The organism is Cytobacillus sp. FSL K6-0129 (genome assembly GCF_038007625.1).
Taxonomy (GTDB): Bacteria; Bacillota; Bacilli; order Bacillales; family Cytobacillaceae; genus Cytobacillus; species Cytobacillus kochii.
Genome location: NZ_JBBOXM010000001.1, coordinates 1,748,224 through 1,766,831, shown reverse-complemented (window position 1 = coordinate 1,766,831; position 18,608 = coordinate 1,748,224). Strand labels below are relative to the sequence as shown.

The following is an 18,608-nucleotide window of genomic DNA, read 5'->3' as shown; positions in this document are numbered from 1 at the left end:
TACTCGTCCCTTTTATTAGGGGCGAGTTTTTTATTTTTCAAAAACAAGGAGGAAGTTATGATGTCAGAAATGGTTAAAGTTTCGTTTCCAGATGGAGCAGTAAAGGAGTTCTCCAAAGGAACAACAACGGAAGAAATCGCATCATCAATCAGCCCTGGCTTAAAAAAGAAAGCCATAGCAGGTAAAGTGAATAATGAATTATTCGACCTTCGTCGTCCAATTGAAGAGGATGCGGCTGTGGAGATCATTACCCAAGGCAGTGATGAGGCGCTTGAAATTATGCGTCACAGTTCCGCTCATTTAATGGCGCAAGCGATTAAACGTTTATATAAAAACGTTAAATTAGGTGTAGGTCCTGTTATTGAGAGTGGCTTCTACTACGATATCGATATGGAGGAGTCATTAACACCTGAAGATCTACCGAAAATCGAGAAAGAAATGAAGAAAATCATCAATGAAAATATTGAGATTGTTCGTAAAGAAGTGAGTAGAGACGAAGCTTTAAAAATCTATGAGGAGATTGGCGACGAATATAAGGTTGAACTGATTGGCGCCATTCCAGAAGGTGAAACAGTTACCCTTTATGAACAAGGCGAATTCTTTGATCTTTGTCGAGGGGTTCATGTTCCTTCTACAGGGAAAATTAAAGAATTTAAGCTTTTAAGTATTGCTGGCGCATATTGGCGTGGAGATAGCGACAATAAGATGCTACAACGGATATATGGTACTGCATTCTTTACAAAAGATGACTTAAACGAACACTTGCGTTTGCTTGAAGAAGCAAAAGAGCGTGATCACCGTAAAATTGGTAAGGAATTAAGCCTCTTTACGAACTCCCAAAAGGTTGGACAAGGGTTACCGCTATGGTTACCAAAAGGCGCAACAATTCGCCGTAATATTGAACGTTATATCGTGGATAAAGAAGTGCGTTTAGGCTATGACCATGTATATACACCAATTATGGCAAATGTGGAACTTTACAAAACTTCAGGACACTGGGATCACTACCAAGAAGATATGTTCCCTGTAATGAAAATGGATAATGAGGAGCTTGTTCTTCGTCCAATGAACTGTCCTCATCATATGATGATTTATAAACAAGGAATCCATAGCTATAGAGAATTACCAATCCGTATCGCTGAATTAGGTACAATGCATCGCTATGAGATGTCTGGAGCATTATCAGGATTGCAACGTGTACGTGGTATGACATTAAATGATGCCCATCTATTCGTTCGTCCAGACCAAATTAAAGAAGAATTTATACGCGTTGTTAATTTAATTCTCGAAGTATACAAAGACTTTGACATTAATGATTATTCGTTCCGCCTATCTTATCGCGATCCTGAGGATACTGAAAAGTATTTTGATGATAATCAAATGTGGGAAAAGGCACAATCGATGTTAAAAGAAGCAATGGATGAGATTGGCTTGCCATACTATGAAGCCGAAGGGGAGGCCGCATTCTACGGTCCTAAGCTTGATGTACAAGTAAAAACAGCTCTAGGTAAAGAAGAAACGTTATCAACTGTTCAGTTAGACTTCTTGCTTCCTGAACGTTTTGACTTATCTTATGTTGGGGAAGATGGCAAGCCGCATCGCCCTGTTGTTATTCACCGTGGTGTTGTTTCAACGATGGAACGTTTTGTTGCTTTCCTTATCGAAGAATACAAAGGTGCATTCCCAACATGGCTAGCTCCTGTTCAAGTCCAGGTTATTCCAGTTTCAAATGATATCCATTTTGATTATGCGAAAAAAGTAAAAGAAGATTTACAGCTTGCAGGAATTCGCGTTGAAATCGATGATCGTAATGAAAAAATGGGTTATAAAATTCGTGAAGCACAAATGCAGAAAATCCCATATATGCTCGTTGTCGGCGATAATGAAGTAAGTGAACAGGCGGTTAATGTACGTAAATATGGGGAACAAAAGTCAGAAACCATCTCCTTTAATGAATTTAAACAATTGATTGAGAAGGAAGTTCAAAGAGGATAAAAATATTACAAACAACGTGTATGATCGAATCCCAGAGTCTTTATCCATGCTTAACTCAAACGTCACTTTATGCATGTTGTTAAGCTGGATAAAGGTGGGTACAAAAAAATTTCAAAAGTTGTTGCCAAACACCGCAACTTTTGATATCATTTTCTATGTTGTGAAAAAACAATACCATTTGACAAATATTATGCTTTGTGATATATTTTCTAAGGTAATTTGAATACAGTTTGAGTAAAGAAGAAGCGCCCGCTTCTCACCTGATTGACGCTTTTAGGCAGTTAGCAGGTTTACGTGAATTTTAACATTGTACGTAATGTGTGGGTGTCTTCACCCGCACTTTTTTATTTGCCTCAATTGTATCACTCGGTGCAGCTGGAAGCTTCTTTTAGAAAAGTGACCCAAACATTGTGTTCATATAAAACCATGGAGGTGTCTAACTATTAGCAAAGATATGTTGTTAAACGAGGGTATCCGTGCCCGTGAAGTTCGTCTTATTGACCAGAATGGCGAGCAACTAGGAATCAAATCTAAAAATGAAGCGCTAGAAATAGCCGCACGTGTAAATCTTGATCTTGTTCTTGTAGCACCGAATGCAAAGCCTCCTGTAGGCCGTATCATGGACTACGGTAAGTTTAAGTTCGAGCAACAGAAGAAAGACAAAGAAGCACGTAAAAATCAAAAAATTATCAGTGTTAAAGAAGTTCGCCTTAGTCCAACGATAGAGGAACATGACTTTAATACAAAGCTTCGTAACGCAATCAAATTCCTTGAAAAAGGCGATAAAGTAAAAGCTTCCATTCGTTTTAAAGGTCGTGCGATTACGCATAAGGAAATTGGACAGCGTGTTCTTGTTCGATTTGCAGAGGCTTGCTCTGAAGTCGCAACAGTTGAATCTCATCCGAAAATGGATGGCCGAAGCATGTTTATGATACTTGCACCTAAAAACGAAAAGTAAGAGGAGGAATTCCACATGCCAAAAATGAAAACACACCGTGGTTCTGCTAAGCGTTTTAAAAGAACAGGATCTGGAAAATTAAAACGTTCTCACGCTTACAGAAGCCATATGTTCGCGAATAAATCTCAAAAACAAAAACGTAAGCTTCGTAAAGGTACTCTTGTATCTACTGGTGATTTCAAGCGTATCCGCAATATGTTAGTAGGTCTTAAGTAAACTCGCAAAATAGGAGGGAAATATTATGCCACGTGTAAAAGGCGGTACAGTTACTCGCAAACGTCGTAAAAAGGTATTAAAATTAGCTAAAGGTTATTACGGTTCTAAACATACATTATATAAAGTTGCTAACCAACAAGTAATGAAATCTTACAACTATGCTTATCGTGATCGTCGTCAGAAAAAACGCGACTTCCGTAAGTTATGGGTTACTCGTATTAACGCAGCTGCTCGTATGAACGGTCTTTCTTATAGCCGTTTAATGCACGGATTAAAACTAGCTGGTATCGAAGTAAACCGCAAAATGCTTGCAGAATTAGCTGTTTCTGATGCAAATGCATTCGCAGAATTAGCAAATGTTGCAAAACAAAACCTTTCTAAATAAGAAAGTTTAAGAGTCGCTCTTTCGGGGGTGGCTTTTTTTGTTATGATTTTAGTCTATTGAAGTGGAAGAAAACGAAATATACTCCTGCAAAGTTCAAGTATATGTTAGTGAGCATCTCAAGCGTATTAAACTAATGACCTTTGGCACGAGTACGAACTTATAAATACGATTAATTTACTTTATCAGCTATAATTTCGATAACGAAATGAGAATAGGGGTGTAATGAATGATTTTTGCTATCATAATCGTCTTTTTTATAATAAATGGCATTGCAGCAATTATGATGAAAATAGATAAAAGAAAAGCGCAAAAGGGAGAATACCGCATTAGGGAGCAAAATCTGTGGCTGGTTGCTCTTTTGTTTGGAGCTATAGGAATGACTTGGGGAATGAGGCGTTATAGACATAAGACAAAGCATTTTTCTTTTAAATTTGGTCTTCCTATCTTATCTGTGTTACAGTTGATATTCCTCGTTTACCTCATCATGGAGTGGGCATAATTTTAGTGCCCTTGCCATATGATGTACTAACATCCAAGAATCTTATAGTTCATGGAAGGTGGGCGTTTATCAGGTGAATGAACATCTTGCTCTTGCAAAGGGGATTATTGAGACAGCAGGTATTCTCGCTCCATTCGCATTTATTTTATTTCATATTTTGCGGCAGTTCCTTTTTATCCCTGTGCCACTTGTTTGTATTGCTGGTGGTGTATTGTTTGGCAGTTTATTTGGTAGTATTTTATCTCTAGTAGGGTTAATGTTATCTTGTTTATTTTTTTATGTATTAATTTATCAACTTCCTACCTTTCATGAAAAACTGTCTCATTTAAAAAAGAAATGGTTTGGAGAATATCGTAATTTAACCATTGGTCAAATTTCCATTCTTCGTTTGATTCCATTTATTCATTTTCATTTACTTAACTTTTGCTTGCTAGAAAAAAACCCGAAATTTCGTGATTTCTGCAAAGGTGCTTTGTTAACAAATATACCATTAGCAATCTTTTATACTGTTTTTGGTGAATTTATCAGTAGATTTACACCAACAATGATTGTTATGATTCTACTGTCTTTGTCCATTCTTCTCTATCTCATTAGAGAGAAAGTGACTGTGATAAAATGGCAAGAATTTTTTAAAACAACAAAGGTGAAAAAAGTTTCATAAATGAAAGGTTAGGGTCGTGTATCCTGGCTTTTTTTTGTTTATTGACTTTGAGAGGGGAATTATTTGATTGCAGAAAAAGAGGAAAATACTGATGTAATAAAAATCTAGCAAATGCTACTTAGAGATATAAATATAGCCCCAACAAACTTTGTAAAGGTTTGTTAGGGCTTAAAGTTTGGGCTCATCTTTCACTGGTTACGCTTTTTATCCATTAGCTCTTTCACAGGGCTCTTCCAGTCGATTTTTGCATTCATATAATGGTTTTTTAATTTGCTTTCGATAAACATAAAGTCCTCGCCAACAAGTCCTTGTAACTCTGATGGCTGATGAGGCCAAATGAAAATTGAAACCACATCAAAGGAGTTATCTGTTGTACCTAGATATTTTTCACCTTCAAACATAACCCCTTTATAAGTAATGAAGAAATTTTTCTGAGCGTTATTTGCGTCGTCATAAAAAAAATATTTTTTTTGTTTATGAGCTTTTTCTAATTTACGCATCGGATTTGTAACATACTTAACAGCACTATATATGAGCAAAATAATCAAAATGATTAGTAATAGGCGAATGATCAATAACATTAAGAATACCCCTTTGTACATTTTTTAAGTGTTTACGAATAAAAACGAAAAAGGTTTCAACTTTGTTTAAATTTGTTATAATTTTTTTGTTATGTAAAAAATAATTGTCTCTTTAATCGAAAAAACTGAGGGACATTTACGGTTTATATACCCATTAGTAAGTAATTTTATGCAACATGATAATAACATCATTCTATAATAAGATGAGGGATAAACAATGACGAATATATTAAACATTAAATTGATTCGCAATGATGCTAAAATGCCTTACCGTGCAAATGAGGGGGACGCTGGGCTAGATTTATTTTCAGTTGAAGATGTAATCATACCATCAGGACAGTCAGCTTTAATTAGCACAGGTATTCAGATGGAGTTACCAAAAGGAACGGAAGCACAAGTAAGGCCAAGAAGTGGTTTAGCTCTTAAACATAGTGTAACGGTTTTAAATAGTCCAGGGACGATTGATGAGGGCTATAGAGGCGAAGTGAAGGTCATCTTGATTAATCATGGAAAAGAAGAATTCCGTGTAGAAAAACATATGAGAATTGCCCAAATGGTAATCGCACCAGTTTTTCAAGTTGAGCTTGCCCAAGTAAGTGATTTAACACAATCAGAAAGAAACAGTGGAGGGTTTGGTTCATCCGGAAAATAAGTGAGCGTCTAAACCTCAAAGTACCTTTAAGTCTTCCCGCTTGTTAACACATATGTATAAGTTCTATAGAAATGAAGTACAGTAAGAAGTAGTTTAAGTTTTTACAAAAGAAGGACTAACCATGTATAATGGGCTTAAATAATATTAAGGGAGTCGAAATATGTCTAAGCTTGATGAAACATTAACGATGCTAAAAGAACTAACTGATGCAAGAGGGGTTCCAGGTAACGAACGAGAAGTGCGTGAAGTGATGAAAAAATACATAGAACCCTTAGCTGATGAATTATCAACTGACGGACTTGGTAGTTTAATCGCTAAAAAAATTGGTCAAGCAGATGGGCCAAAGATTATGGTTGCTGGTCATTTAGATGAAGTAGGTTTTATGGTGACAAGTATTGATAATAAAGGGTTTTTGCGGTTTCAAACAGTTGGAGGCTGGTGGTCTCAAGTGATGTTAGCCCAACGTGTGACGATTGTAACATCTAAAGGAGATGTGACTGGGGTAATTGGTTCGAAGCCACCACATATTTTGCCAGCAGAAGCGCGTAAGAAAACAATTGAAATCAAGGATATGTTCATTGATATCGGTGCTTCTAGCCGTGAAGAGGCATTAGGTTGGGGCGTAAAACCAGGGGATATGGTTGTTCCATATTTTGAATTCACTGTGATGAACAATGAGAAAATGTTACTTGCGAAAGCTTGGGACAACAGAATCGGTTTGGCGATTGCAATTAAAGTGCTAGAAGGTTTGAAAAATGAGAACCATCCAAATACAGTATATGCGGTTGGAACGGTACAAGAAGAAGTTGGCTTGCGTGGGGCAAAAACAGCTGCACAAATGATTAAGCCTGATATCGGTATCGCTGTTGATGTTGGGATACCAGGAGATACACCAGGTGTAACAGAAAAGGATGCGTTAAGTAAATTAGGTGATGGTCCTCAAATTATACTCTATGACGCTTCTATGGTGTCACATAAAGGTTTAAGAGATTTTGTAACAAATACAGCAGATGAGCTCAATATTCCATATCAGTTTGATTCTGTACCAGGTGGTGGAACGGATGCAGGTTCCATACATTTAACATATAAAGGTGTGCCAGCGCTTTCAATTACAATTGCAACAAGATATATTCATTCACATGCGGGTATTCTTCATCGTGATGATTTTGAAAACGCAGTAAAACTGATTACAGCTGTTATTAAAAGACTAGATAACGATACAGTTGCAAAAATAACTTTTGAATAGAAAAAAACAGCCTGATGAAAGGCTGTTTTTTTTCTTATTGTAAGCCGTTTTCTAACGTCTCTAGCATTTCTTTCTTTTCAGTTTCAGATGAATTTTGCCAAATGACTTCAAATAATACGCCAAGGCCAGGGAGCATTTTCTCTTCGCCTGTTTGTATAGCATCAACAATAGTATCTTTTAATTCATCTTGTGAATTACCTGAAACATTGTGTAAGATGGCATTACGTAAATTTAAGTTCATAAAAGTAAACACATCCTTCGTTAGAATTCGTTACGATTATAGGGTTTCTCATTTAAGATTTATTATGTATGTGTTTTTCGGTATAATGAAATATTAATGGCACGTGTTTTATTGAAGGAGCGAAAAAATGAAGTACTTACAATCAGCAAAAAATCCACAGGTGAAGCAGTGGAAAAAGCTTCTCAAAAGGAAAGAAAGAGATATAACAGGTACTTTTCTTGTTGAAGGATTTCATCTTGTTGAAGAAGCATTAAAAGAAAATCGTGTAAAAGAGTTAATGATTAGTGAGGAAAAGGATATACCAAAAAGCTGGAATGTAGGAAACTGTTCCGTTTATATCCTACCGCCACATGTGATTGGAGACTTAACTGATACACAAACACCGCAAGGAATTGTGGCCGTATGTTATCAAGAAGAAGAGAGGTCTTTCGATTCGCTTGGTTTGAAGAAATTATTACTATTAGATGAAGTGCAAGATCCCGGAAACTTAGGAACAATGATTCGTACAGCTGATGCGGCTGGCATGGATGCGGTTATCATCGGTCACGGCACAGTGGACCCTTATAATCCAAAGGTTTTACGTTCTGCTCAAGGTAGTCACTTCCATCTACCAATTATCCATGGCAAGTTGGATGTATGGATGAAGGAGTTAAAGGAAAATAATATTCCTGTATACGGTACAGCATTAGAAGGAGGCAAAGAATATCAAAGCTTTGCTCCACTGGATGAATTTGCATTGCTCGTTGGTAATGAAGGGAACGGTGTAAATAAAGAGTTACTTACACAAACTACAGCCAATCTGTATATTCCTTTATACGGTAAGAGTGAGTCCTTAAATGTAGCTGTAGCAGCAGGTATATTGCTATATTATTTGCGAAACGAATAATGAGTAAAAAAATCGTGAGAACAATTTGAATGTCGACTCATAATGTAATATAATAAATAGCAAAATGAAATAATTAAAAGCTATGATAGAGACAAAGTAAAGTATGTTTTGTTCATAATAGGGAGAAAATGCCTGAGACTGAAAGCATTTTTATGAGCGACTTACTCGAAATTTCAGCTCTTGAGCAGACATCGGGACCATCGAATATTTTCGATGTAAAGATGCACCGGCTTTTTGCCGTTATCGAAATGAAGCGAATATAGCATGTTTTTTATTGTTGTATTAAAAAGGGTGGTACCGCGATTCCAAACCTCGTCCCTTTCATGGGATAAGGTTTTTTATTTTGTCAAAAAAGTATTAAAAGGAGGAGTTTCAAGATGCAAGAGCGTTTAAAAGAATTGCAAGCAGAAGCGTTAGAGAAGGTTTCTGCGGCAATGGATTTAAAAGAATTAAATGATATCCGCGTTGCTTATTTAGGTAAGAAAGGCCCGATCACAGAAGTACTAAAAGGAATGGGGAAACTTTCTGCAGAAGAACGTCCGAAAATGGGTGCATTAGCAAATGAAGTGCGTGATCAAATTACGCAAGGAATAACGGCAAAACAAGTGCAGTTAGAAGAAGCGCAAATTCAAGCTAAGCTTGCTGCAGAAACGATTGATGTGACATTACCAGGTCGTCCTGTACATACCGGTAATCATCATTCATTAACAAGGGTTGTTGAAGAAATTGAGGACTTATTCATTGGAATGGGCTATACCGTAGCGGAAGGACCAGAAGTGGAGAAGGATTATTATAATTTTGAAGCATTGAACTTACCAAAAGGTCACCCTGCACGTGATATGCAAGATTCATTCTATATTACAGAGGATATTTTATTACGCACACATACTTCGCCTGTGCAAGCTAGAACGATGGAAAAGCATGAGGGGAAAGGTCCAGTGAAAATCATTTGTCCAGGAAAAGTATTCCGTCGTGATAATGATGATGCGACTCACTCTCATCAATTTATGCAAATTGAAGGACTTGTGATAGATGAAAATATTCGTATGACAGACTTAAAGGGTACGCTAGAAGTATTTGCGAAAAAAATGTTTGGTGAAGAGAGAGAAATTCGCCTTCGTCCAAGTTTCTTCCCATTTACTGAGCCATCTGTAGAAATGGATATTTCTTGTATGATTTGTTCTGGAAAAGGCTGTAATGTATGTAAAAAAACCGGTTGGATTGAGATCTTAGGTGCAGGAATGGTACACCCAAATGTACTTGAAATGGCAGGATTTGATTCTAAAAAATATACAGGTTTTGCCTTTGGCATGGGAGCTGAGCGTATTGCCATGTTAAAATACGGTGTCGATGATATTCGTCATTTCTATACAAATGATAGTAGATTCTTAAAGCAATTCTCAATTCATGAATAAAGGGGGAGGACAACGATATGTACGTTTCATATAAATGGTTACAAGAATATGTTGACTTATCTGGGATTACACCAGAAGAATTAGCAGAGAAGATCACAAAGAGCGGAATCGAAGTTGAAGGTGTAGAGACACTTGATGAAGGAATTAAGGGTGTCGTCGTCGGCTATGTATCTGAAAAAGAGAAACATCCAAGTGCTGATAAATTAAATATTTGTCAAGTAGACCTTGGCAATGGCGAACTTGTGCAAATCATTTGTGGGGCTCCTAATGTTGATAAAGGACAAAAGGTAGCAGTTGCAACTGTAGGTGCAGTATTACCGGGGAATTTTAAAATTAAAAAAGCAAAATTACGTGGTGAAGCTTCGAATGGTATGATTTGTTCTCTTCAAGAACTAGGCTTTGAAAGTAAGCTAGTCGCTAAAGATTATAGTGAAGGTATCTATGTGTTTCCAGCAGATACAGAGCTTGGAACCAATGCATTAGAGCAATTGCACAGAGATGATCAAGTATTAGAACTAGGGTTAACACCGAACCGTGCAGATTGCCAAAGTATGCTTGGTGTTGCCTATGAAGTCGCTGCTATTTTAGAAAAAGATGTGAAGTTACCGCAGCCAAAGGTAGAGACTGTTTCTGAGAGAGCCGCTGATTACATCACTGTAAATGTAGAAGCAGCAGATGATAACCCATTATATGTCGCTAAAGTAATTAAAAATGTAAAAATCGCTCCGTCACCACTATGGTTACAAGCTCGTTTAACAGCAGCTGGTATTCGTCCACATAATAATGTTGTTGATATTACGAACTATATTTTGCTTGAATACGGTCAGCCTTTACACGCGTTTGATTATGATCGCCTAGGTTCGAAAGAGATTCTTGTTCGCCGTGCCAACCAAGGTGAAAAAATCACTACGCTTGATGATGCTGAGAGAGAATTAACAACAGATCACCTAGTTATCACAAATGGGGAAGTACCAGTTGCTTTAGCTGGTGTAATGGGTGGAGCGAATTCAGAAGTTGGTAATGAAACAACGACCGTACTACTTGAATCAGCTTATTTCACTGGAGGTGCGATTAGAAAGTCCTCGAAAGATCACGGATTAAGGAGTGAAGCGAGTGCGCGTTATGAAAAAGGTGTTGATCCACAGCGTGTTCGTCCAGCAGCAGAAAGAGCAGCGCAATTACTCACGCAATACGCAGGTGGAGAAGTATTAGAGGGATCAGTAGAGGTTGACACGTTAAAAGTAGAACCTGCTGTTATCACCATTACCATTGATAAAATCAATCGTGTCCTTGGAACATCGTTACTAGTGAGTGAAGCAAAAGATATTTTAGAAAGATTGCAATTCACGACAGTGGTTGAAGAGAATGAAATTACAGTAACAGTGCCAACAAGACGTGGTGATATTACAATAGAAGAGGATCTTGTAGAAGAAGTGGGTCGCCTATACGGATACGATAATCTTGCTTCAACATTGCCCGGTGGAACGGCTTCAGCAGGTAGTTTAACGCCTTATCAAAAGAAACGACGTATCGTTCGTCAATACTTGGAAGGGGCGGGATTATATCAAGCCATCACTTACTCATTAACGAGTGAAGATAAAGCGCAAAACTATTCCTTAGAAGCTAGAGACCCAATTAAGCTTGCGATGCCGATGAGTGAAGAGCGTAGTGTGTTACGGCTTAGCTTAACTCCGCATTTACTAGAAGTCCTTAAATATAATAGTGCGAGACAAATTGACGCTACTGCTATTTACGAAACAGGCTCTGTTTTCTTACGTACAGCTGAGAATGAGTTGCCTGAGGAAAAAGAACATTTAGCTGCGGCCATTACAGGTTTATGGGAGTTACATCAATGGCAAGGGGAGAAAAAGCCAGTTGATTTCTTTGTTCTGAAAGGAATTCTAGAAGGATTATTTAGTAAACTTGGTTTGTTAGAACAAATCACGTTTGCCAAATTTGAGAAAGACGGACTACATCCAGGTCGCTCAGCAGAAGTATTTCTAAATGAAACGAGTATAGGGTTTATTGGTCAAGTTCATCCGAATGTTGAAAAAGAATTAGACTTAAAAGAAACGTATGTTTTTGAATTATCATTAGAGAAATTATTACATGCTGAAATTAAACCTTTACGCTATGAAGCTATTCCTCGTTACCCATCTATTACGAGAGATATTGCTTTAGTGGTCGATCAAACAACGACAGCTCAAGCATTAAGTACTGTCATTCGTGAAGCAGGCGGCAAATTACTAAAAGACGTTCATGTATTTGATTTATATGAAGGAGATCGAATGGAAGAAGGTAAAAAATCAATTGCCTATTCACTGAAATATTTTGATCCAGAACGGACTCTTACAGATGAAGATGTTGTAAAAGCCCATGACAAAGTGTTAAAAGCATTAGAAGAAAAAACTGGTGCTGTCCTTCGTGGATAAATAATCATCAAAGTGATACTTACTGTTATTTTTCGGTAGTATCACTTTTTTTGTACAGTGTAGTTGAAAAGAAAAATTACTATTTAAGAGACTATAAATATAGGAAGAAATAAGAGTAAGATAGTGGTAAGATGAGGAATCACTGGTCCCAGAAGAAGCGCCCTGTATTAGAAGTAGAACACAAGCTGAGAGCTTGAGAGGCGCTAGTAAAAGTAGAAATCCGCTCTTCATAAAAGAGCGGAGCCCTATTGCTTTATGCTTTATACTTCTTTATATAAAGAGCTTTTGCTTTATCGGTGTTAGCAAAATGCAGTTTCACAAAGCGCGTTAGAGAATCTTCACCATGGATATGTATTAATTTCGCACCGCATTCGTCAACCTTAGGGCCGGCACCTTTTGTTAGTGGAAAGCCAGCCTTTTTACTTAATTCCTCGAAACGAAGGAGAAACGCATAGCGTGCAAGGATTGATGCAGCTGCGACAGCGATATGTACAGATTCACCTTTCGTACTGAAATATACATTTTCTCTTTGTATATTGGCTTGAGATTTTAAATAATTATAATATACTCCTTCTTGAGCAAATTGATCGATTAAGACGGCGTCTGGCTTCTCTGGAGACATTTTTTCAAGCACACTATTAATAGCTTGGTTATGAAGGAGAGCTTTTAGTTTTCCTTGAGACATTCCTTTTTGCTGCATGTTGTTATATTTTTCATTATGTAGTGTAAGTAAACTAAAGGGAATGACATCTTTAATTTGTTTAGCGATTTGGATAATTCTCTGATCATTTAAATTCTTAGAGTCTTGCACGCCAAGCTCTTTTAATAGTGGGATGTTTGTTGCACTTACATAAGCTGCTACTACAGTCATTGGTCCAAAGTAATCTCCTGTCCCAACTTCATCTGAGCCCACAACTGATAGGGATGCAAAATGATCCGGTAATTTGGATCCTTTTGGCGAGCTGGCTTTCTTTTTCGGTGCGACTTCGCTATTAGAGCCCCCCCATTTATCAGCTTCTGATTGACAGCCTGCTCCTTGAAATAATACTTTACCTGATTTGTAGGCAGTAATTGTACAATTGTTTGTTTTGGCAGTGAAAATACTACCGGGAGGCTGTTTCGGTGATAGTAGAGCTTGGTAATGTGTTTTCATTAGTTGAAGTTCTGCTGTAGATTTTTTTAATACTATTTGACTCATAATTGATTCCTCCTATTTTGACAATTCCTCTGTCTTTTTGACAAGCTTTGACTTCCCTCAAAAAATGGTTCGTGTTATGATAATGTTTAGGATTCTTCAGAATGGGGGCTTGTATGTTGTCAAATACTGATAAAAACCGGACAAGGGTTGATATATATGGTATCCCGTATACAATTGTCGGCACGGAGAGCTCCAGCCACATCCGTTTAGTTGCATCCATGGTGGATGAAACAATGAGAGATATTAGTGCAAAGAATCCTTCGCTCGATATTAGTAAACTTGCTGTTTTAACAGCTGTGAACACAATGAACGATTATTTGAAACTTAAAGACGAAGTAGAACGTCTTAAAGAAGAATTAAATAGAGTAAAGGACTGACACGAATTATGCTTGATCTTGCCATTATTATCATGTTAATCTTCGGGTTTTTCATAGGTCTACGAAGAGGATTAATTCTTCAAGCTATCCATCTATTAGGCTTTATTGTCGCCTTCGTTGTGGCAAGACTATACTATGAGCCTTTAGCTCCTAAATTAACCTTATGGATTCCATATCCGAACTTCGGGAATTCACAGCTTGAAACGATTTTAGGTAACACAGACTTAGAGACAGCTTATTATCGCGCAATTGCATTTGCAATCATTTTCTTTGCAGTTAAGATTGTATTACAAATTATCGGCAGTATGCTAGATTTTCTCGCAAGTTTTCCGATATTAAAACAATTAAACAGTTGGGCTGGAAGTATTTTAGGATTTATAGAAGTTTATCTTATCATGTTTATCTTATTATACATAGCAGCATTATTACCAATAGATAGTGTGCAGTCAACTCTAGACGGCTCGTTTATGGCAAACTTTATTATTGAGCACACACCAGTGTTTTCCCAGCAGATAAAAGAGTTATGGATTGATTATGTAGCTTCTTAACTTCTCTACCTTAGGAAGAGAAGTTTTCTTTATTTAAAGCCAATCTTTTTTTTGATAGGTCACCAATAAGAGGCGGACTGTCTGGAACGGTGGAAATATTGTATGATTTTATAGGTAGTAAGAAAACGGGAAAGACTAAGAAAATATGAATGTAAATGAGGCGATACACTTATGACAATTAATAAAAAGGATGTTGTTCATTTATTAGAAACGATTGCTATTTATATGGAGTTAAAGGGCGAGAACCCTTTTAAAACGGCTGCCTTTCGTAAAGCAGCAACGGCGTTAGAGACAAGTGATTTAACGTTGGATGAAATAGAGGATTATACGAAGTTACCTGGTATTGGTAAGGGTACTTCTGCAGTTATCACAGAGTTTGTAGAAGAAGGCACAACTAGTGCACTTGATGAATTAAAGAAGGAAGTACCAGCAGGTTTGATTCCACTTTTGCAATTGCCGGGTTTAGGTGGTAAAAAAATTGCTAAATTGTATAAAGAGCTTGGGGTTAAGAATGCTGAAGATTTAAGGACAGCTTGTAATGATCATCAAGTACAAGCTTTAGCCGGATTTGGAAAGAAAACAGAAGAAAAAATTCTCGAAGCATTAGCTAATGTGGGTACTAGACCGGAACGCTTGCCTCTTGCTTTTATGCTACCGATTGCTGAGAAAATTGAAGGATTTCTATCTTCATTTATAGATATCGACCATTTTTCTCGAGCAGGTAGTATTAGAAGAATGAGAGAAACGATTAAAGATTTGGACTTTATTATTTCAACAACGGTTCCTGCTTCAGTGAAAGAACAGCTTTTACAAATAGGTGAGATTAAAGAAGTGATTGCGGCAGGAGAAACAAAAGTTTCTGTAGTGCTTGCAGAAAAATATGATGTCTCTGTTGATTTTAGAATTGTAACTCCTGAAGAGTTTGCTTCTACACTTCACCATTTTACCGGTTCTAAAGACCATAATGTTCGTATGCGTCAATTGGCGAAGGAACGGGGAGAAAAAATCAGTGAGTATGGTGTAGAAGATATAGAAAAAGGAACGATTAAAACGTTCCAAACAGAAGAAGATTTTTATGCTCATTTTAAATTACCTTTGTTTCCTCCTGAAATTCGTGAAGATGGTAAGGAAGTTGAGACATATACTGCAAACACGCCACTTATAGAAAACGAAGATATCAAGGGCGATCTTCATATGCATACAACATGGAGTGATGGTGCTAATTCAATTGAAGAGATGATTGCTGCCTGTCGCACAAAGGGTTATCGTTATATGGCTATTACGGATCATTCGCAATATTTAAAAGTAGCGAATGGATTAACAAAAGAACGGTTATTAAAACAAAAAGAAATCATTCACGAAATCAATGAAAAATATGATGATTTTCAAGTTTTGTCGGGGATAGAAATGGATATTTTACCGGATGGTTCCCTAGATTATGAAGATGATGTGTTGAAAGAGATGGATATTGTTATTGCTTCTATTCATTCAGCTTTTTCACAATCAGAAGAGCAAATCATGCACCGATTAGAAAATGCGATGAGAAACCCACATGTTGATATTATTGCTCATCCGACAGGGCGGTTGATTGGGAGACGGGATGGTTATGCAGTCAACATTGAGAAATTAATTGCATTAGCAAAAGAAACCAATACGGTACTTGAATTAAATGCTAACCCGAATCGGTTAGACCTTGCAACAGAAGCATTAAAATTAGCACAAGAATCTAATGTGAAGATTGTCATTAATACGGATGCTCATAAAACAGAAACACTCGATCATATGGAAGTGGGTGTATCAGCAGCAAAAAAAGCATGGTTATTAAAAGATACGGTGCTTAATACATTTGAAGCCGATGATTTATTACAGTTTTTAAAGAATCGTAAGTAAAGAGAGCGGATAGATACGGAAAATGAAGGGGGATTACTTCATGCAAGATAGAATTTTGAAAATGCTCGAATTTCATAAAGTGAAAGAACAGCTTTTAACCTATGTGTCCTCAAGCCTTGGGAAGAAAAAAGCGGAAGATTTAGTACCGTCAACAGATTTTTCCGAAGTGATTAAGTTGCAAAACGAAACGGATGAAGCAGCTCAAGTGTTACGTATGAGAGGTAGTGTACCTTTAGGGGGGATTTTTGACATTACTCCTCACTTAAAACGAACAAAGATTGGTGCAATGTTGAGTCCCCATGAACTGATGCAAATAGCCAGTACGATTCATGTAAGTCGACAAATGAAGCGTTTCATTGAAGATTTTGCTGATGAAGAAGAAAATGAAATACCAATCTTGTTCAGCTATAGCGAAAAAATCATTGTTCTAGCTGAGCTAGAAACGGCGATTAGAAATAGCATTGACGAAAATGGAGATGTACTTGATAGTGCGAGTGAAAACTTACGCCAATTAAGGACACAATTAAGAACGAGAGAGAGTCGGGTACGAGATAAATTAGAATCAATGATTCGTTCGTCCAGCGCACAGAAAATGCTTTCTGATGCGATTATTACTATTCGTAATGATCGTTTCGTTATTCCTGTTAAACAAGAATATCGTGGTCATTATGGTGGTATTATTCATGATCAAAGTTCTTCTGGGCAGACATTATTTATAGAACCACAGTCTATTGTCCAACTAAATAATGAATTACAAAATATCAGGGTAAAAGAGCAGCAAGAAATTGAGAAGATCCTGATTCAGCTATCATTATTAACGAATGAGTATAATAATGAACTACAAACTATTGTTTATGTTTTAGGTGAAATGGATTTTATGTTCACAAAAGCAAGATATGGAAAGAGCATAAAGGCAAGTAAACCATCTGTAAACGACAAAGGTCATATTAGGCTTTTCAAAGCTCGTCATCCATTGATTCCAGCCAATGAAGTCGTAGCGAACGATATAACGATGGGAGAAACCTATTCTTCCATCGTTATTACGGGACCGAATACAGGTGGTAAGACAGTCACATTAAAAACAGTTGGTCTTTCTACATTGATGGCACAGGCAGGACTACAAATTCCTGCTTTAGACGGGTCAGAAGTAGCGGTATTTGGCGCTGTTTATGCTGATATCGGTGATGAACAGTCAATTGAACAGAGTTTAAGTACTTTCTCGTCACATATGGTCAATATAGTTGATATTTTAGAAAAAGTGGACGGTAATAGTTTAGTCCTTTTTGATGAATTAGGTGCAGGAACAGACCCGCAAGAAGGGGCAGCTTTAGCCATTTCTATTTTAGATGAAGTGTATAACAGAGGAGCTAAAGTCATTGCAACAACCCATTATCCCGAGTTAAAAGCCTATGGTTACAATCGTGAGGGGGTTGTAAATGCCAGTGTTGAATTTAATGTAGAAACGTTGAGTCCTACTTATAAATTATTGATTGGCGTTCCTGGTCGCAGTAATGCTTTTGAAATTTCAGGACGACTTGGTTTAAATGAAAGTGTAATTACCAATGCCAAGGAATATATAAGTGCTGATAGTAACAAAGTAGAAAATATGATTGCCTCATTGGAAAGTAGTAAAAAGCAAGCGGAGGCAGAGCGTGAAGAAGCATATGCATTATTAAAAAACGCTGAGAAGCTTCATAAAGATTTGCAAAAACAAATGGTTTCCTACTATGAAGAAAAAGATGGGCTAGAACAAAAAGCAAAGGAAGAAGCCGCATCTATTGTAGAGAAAGCGAAAGAAGAAGCAGAAAGCATTATTAGCGAACTTAGACAAATGCGCATAGAAAAGCATGCAGAAGTTAAAGAGCATGAACTGATTGAAGCAAGAAAACGTCTATCTGACGCCGCACCTGAAATAGTGAAGAAGCAAAAGAAAAAAAGTGCAAATCAAACTCATCAATTCCAGCCTGGAGATGAAGTAAAGGTATTAAGTTTCGGTCAAAAAGGCCAGCTATTAGAAAAACTAGCTGAAAAGGAATGGAGTGTCCAAATCGGCATTTTAAAAATGAAGGTGGAAGAAAAAGATTTAGAGTTTATTAAAACAACTAAGCCGGTGGAAACAAAACCAATGGCAACTGTAAAAGGAAAAGATTATCATGTTAGTTTGGAGCTTGACCTCAGAGGCGAAAGATATGAAAACGCTCTTTTGAGAGTCGAGAAATATATTGATGATGCTCTTCTAGCAGGTTATCCGCGCGTGTCTATCATTCACGGAAAAGGCACGGGTGCTCTAAGGCAAGGTGTGCAAGAGTATTTACGAAATCACCGTTCGGTCAAATCTATTCGTTTTGGGGAAGCTGGTGAAGGTGGAACTGGTGTGACTGTGGTAGAATTTAAATAGCGATTATCTTACACATGGATGAAAAAACAT

18 protein-coding genes and 3 other annotated features (1 of these 21 running past the window's edge) are annotated in these 18,608 nt (G+C 37.2%); of the genes, 15 read left to right on the top strand and 3 right to left on the bottom strand.

Translation table 11 applies throughout. The features are described from left to right. Nucleotides 1-14: a binding site (T-box leader), on the top strand (it extends 219 nt beyond the left edge of the window). 46 nt (nt 15-60) lie between these two features. From thrS to MHI57_RS08650, 6 genes are all read left to right on the top strand, one after another. Then, nucleotides 61-1,995 (top strand): threonine--tRNA ligase, encoded by a 1,935-nt coding sequence (gene thrS / locus MHI57_RS08675; RefSeq protein ID WP_328197300.1) that lies wholly within the window; start codon nt 61-63, stop codon nt 1,993-1,995. A gap of 231 nt (nt 1,996-2,226) precedes the next feature. After that, nucleotides 2,227-2,347: a sequence feature (ribosomal protein L20 leader region), on the top strand. Nucleotides 2,348-2,449: 102 nt separating this feature from the next. Continuing rightward, complete coding sequence (gene infC, locus MHI57_RS08670; RefSeq protein WP_095372325.1) at nt 2,450-2,953, top strand: translation initiation factor IF-3; 504 nt, start codon at nt 2,450-2,452, stop codon at nt 2,951-2,953. A 15-nt stretch (nt 2,954-2,968) separates the two neighbouring features. After that, the gene (rpmI, locus tag MHI57_RS08665; RefSeq protein ID WP_095372326.1) at nt 2,969-3,169 is read left to right on the top strand and encodes a 50S ribosomal protein L35; all 201 of its coding nucleotides are present in this window, start codon (nt 2,969-2,971) and stop codon (nt 3,167-3,169) included. Between the two features lie 25 nt (nt 3,170-3,194). Beyond that, a complete protein-coding gene (gene rplT, locus MHI57_RS08660) occupies nt 3,195-3,554 on the top strand; it encodes a 50S ribosomal protein L20 (protein ID WP_095372327.1) in 360 nt (119 codons plus the stop codon). Nucleotides 3,555-3,780: 226 nt separating this feature from the next. Further along, the gene (locus MHI57_RS08655) at nt 3,781-4,053 is read left to right on the top strand and encodes a DUF1294 domain-containing protein (RefSeq protein ID WP_340975864.1); all 273 of its coding nucleotides are present in this window, start codon (nt 3,781-3,783) and stop codon (nt 4,051-4,053) included. A gap of 73 nt (nt 4,054-4,126) precedes the next feature. Then, on the top strand, nt 4,127-4,714 hold the full coding sequence (locus tag MHI57_RS08650; protein WP_095372329.1) for a TVP38/TMEM64 family protein: 588 nt from the start codon (nt 4,127-4,129) through the stop codon (nt 4,712-4,714). A 188-nt stretch (nt 4,715-4,902) separates the two neighbouring features. Here the strand turns inward: MHI57_RS08650 and MHI57_RS08645 are convergent, their stop codons facing one another. Further along, nucleotides 4,903-5,295 carry a sigma-w pathway protein ysdB gene (locus MHI57_RS08645; protein ID WP_095372330.1) on the bottom strand — a complete coding sequence of 131 codons (393 nt, stop codon included), beginning with the start codon at nt 5,293-5,295 and terminating at the stop codon, nt 4,903-4,905. 217 nt (nt 5,296-5,512) lie between these two features. Between MHI57_RS08645 and dut the strand changes: the two genes are divergently transcribed. Both dut and MHI57_RS08635 read left to right on the top strand, forming a co-directional pair. Next, nucleotides 5,513-5,947, top strand: coding sequence for a dUTP diphosphatase (gene dut, locus MHI57_RS08640; protein WP_095372331.1), 435 nt, complete (start codon nt 5,513-5,515; stop codon nt 5,945-5,947). A 160-nt stretch (nt 5,948-6,107) separates the two neighbouring features. After that, nucleotides 6,108-7,193: a M42 family metallopeptidase gene (locus MHI57_RS08635; protein WP_095372332.1), complete on the top strand. Its 1,086-nt coding sequence runs from the start codon at nt 6,108-6,110 to the stop codon at nt 7,191-7,193. 34 nt (nt 7,194-7,227) lie between these two features. Here MHI57_RS08635 and sspI read toward each other — a convergent pair whose 3' ends face one another. Continuing rightward, nucleotides 7,228-7,434: a small acid-soluble spore protein SspI gene (gene sspI, locus MHI57_RS08630; RefSeq protein WP_095372333.1), complete on the bottom strand. Its 207-nt coding sequence runs from the start codon at nt 7,432-7,434 to the stop codon at nt 7,228-7,230. Between the two features lie 127 nt (nt 7,435-7,561). Here sspI and MHI57_RS08625 point away from each other — a divergent pair, with 127 nt between their 5' ends. The 3 genes from MHI57_RS08625 (at nt 7,562) to pheT (ending at nt 12,167) form a co-directional block, all read left to right on the top strand. Then, nucleotides 7,562-8,320, top strand: a complete 759-nt coding sequence (locus MHI57_RS08625; RefSeq protein ID WP_322909661.1) for a TrmH family RNA methyltransferase — start codon at nt 7,562-7,564, stop codon at nt 8,318-8,320. A gap of 73 nt (nt 8,321-8,393) precedes the next feature. Beyond that, nucleotides 8,394-8,643: a binding site (T-box leader), on the top strand. Nucleotides 8,644-8,697: 54 nt separating this feature from the next. Continuing rightward, nucleotides 8,698-9,735, top strand: a complete 1,038-nt coding sequence (gene pheS, locus MHI57_RS08620; protein ID WP_307312687.1) for a phenylalanine--tRNA ligase subunit alpha — start codon at nt 8,698-8,700, stop codon at nt 9,733-9,735. A gap of 17 nt (nt 9,736-9,752) precedes the next feature. Next, on the top strand, nt 9,753-12,167 hold the full coding sequence (gene pheT, locus MHI57_RS08615; protein ID WP_340975853.1) for a phenylalanine--tRNA ligase subunit beta: 2,415 nt from the start codon (nt 9,753-9,755) through the stop codon (nt 12,165-12,167). 253 nt (nt 12,168-12,420) lie between these two features. On the opposite strand, the gene rnhC is transcribed toward pheT, so the two are convergent. Next, nucleotides 12,421-13,365 (bottom strand): ribonuclease HIII, encoded by a 945-nt coding sequence (gene rnhC / locus MHI57_RS08610; RefSeq protein WP_322909659.1) that lies wholly within the window; start codon nt 13,363-13,365, stop codon nt 12,421-12,423. Between the two features lie 116 nt (nt 13,366-13,481). Between rnhC and zapA the strand changes: the two genes are divergently transcribed. The 4 genes from zapA to MHI57_RS08590 all read left to right on the top strand — a co-directional run bounded on the left by zapA (nt 13,482) and on the right by MHI57_RS08590 (nt 18,578). Then, on the top strand, nt 13,482-13,742 hold the full coding sequence (gene zapA / locus MHI57_RS08605; RefSeq protein WP_095373635.1) for a cell division protein ZapA: 261 nt from the start codon (nt 13,482-13,484) through the stop codon (nt 13,740-13,742). 8 nt (nt 13,743-13,750) lie between these two features. Beyond that, nucleotides 13,751-14,290, top strand: coding sequence for a CvpA family protein (locus tag MHI57_RS08600; protein WP_095372338.1), 540 nt, complete (start codon nt 13,751-13,753; stop codon nt 14,288-14,290). A 171-nt stretch (nt 14,291-14,461) separates the two neighbouring features. Further along, nucleotides 14,462-16,180: a DNA polymerase/3'-5' exonuclease PolX gene (polX, locus tag MHI57_RS08595; protein WP_340975850.1), complete on the top strand. Its 1,719-nt coding sequence runs from the start codon at nt 14,462-14,464 to the stop codon at nt 16,178-16,180. Nucleotides 16,181-16,220: 40 nt separating this feature from the next. Then, nucleotides 16,221-18,578, top strand: coding sequence for an endonuclease MutS2 (locus tag MHI57_RS08590; RefSeq protein ID WP_340975848.1), 2,358 nt, complete (start codon nt 16,221-16,223; stop codon nt 18,576-18,578). Nucleotides 18,579-18,608 lie beyond the last annotated feature (30 nt).

Bases quoted from the DNA above. Each gene is read 5' to 3' on its own strand.
- thrS (WP_328197300.1), top strand. From the start codon at position 61: ATGTCAGAAATGGTTAAAGTTTCGTTTCCAGATGGAGCAGTAAAGGAG.
- infC (WP_095372325.1), top strand. From the start codon at position 2,450: ATGTTGTTAAACGAGGGTATCCGTGCCCGTGAAGTTCGTCTTATTGAC.
- rpmI (WP_095372326.1), top strand. From the start codon at position 2,969: ATGCCAAAAATGAAAACACACCGTGGTTCTGCTAAGCGTTTTAAAAGA.
- rplT (WP_095372327.1), top strand. From the start codon at position 3,195: ATGCCACGTGTAAAAGGCGGTACAGTTACTCGCAAACGTCGTAAAAAG.
- MHI57_RS08655 (WP_340975864.1), top strand. From the start codon at position 3,781: ATGATTTTTGCTATCATAATCGTCTTTTTTATAATAAATGGCATTGCA.
- MHI57_RS08645 (WP_095372330.1), bottom strand. From the start codon at position 5,295: ATGTTATTGATCATTCGCCTATTACTAATCATTTTGATTATTTTGCTC.
- dut (WP_095372331.1), top strand. From the start codon at position 5,513: ATGACGAATATATTAAACATTAAATTGATTCGCAATGATGCTAAAATG.
- MHI57_RS08635 (WP_095372332.1), top strand. From the start codon at position 6,108: ATGTCTAAGCTTGATGAAACATTAACGATGCTAAAAGAACTAACTGAT.
- sspI (WP_095372333.1), bottom strand. From the start codon at position 7,434: ATGAACTTAAATTTACGTAATGCCATCTTACACAATGTTTCAGGTAAT.
- MHI57_RS08625 (WP_322909661.1), top strand. From the start codon at position 7,562: ATGAAGTACTTACAATCAGCAAAAAATCCACAGGTGAAGCAGTGGAAA.
- pheS (WP_307312687.1), top strand. From the start codon at position 8,698: ATGCAAGAGCGTTTAAAAGAATTGCAAGCAGAAGCGTTAGAGAAGGTT.
- pheT (WP_340975853.1), top strand. From the start codon at position 9,753: ATGTACGTTTCATATAAATGGTTACAAGAATATGTTGACTTATCTGGG.
- rnhC (WP_322909659.1), bottom strand. From the start codon at position 13,365: ATGAGTCAAATAGTATTAAAAAAATCTACAGCAGAACTTCAACTAATG.
- MHI57_RS08600 (WP_095372338.1), top strand. From the start codon at position 13,751: ATGCTTGATCTTGCCATTATTATCATGTTAATCTTCGGGTTTTTCATA.
- polX (WP_340975850.1), top strand. From the start codon at position 14,462: ATGACAATTAATAAAAAGGATGTTGTTCATTTATTAGAAACGATTGCT.
- MHI57_RS08590 (WP_340975848.1), top strand. From the start codon at position 16,221: ATGCAAGATAGAATTTTGAAAATGCTCGAATTTCATAAAGTGAAAGAA.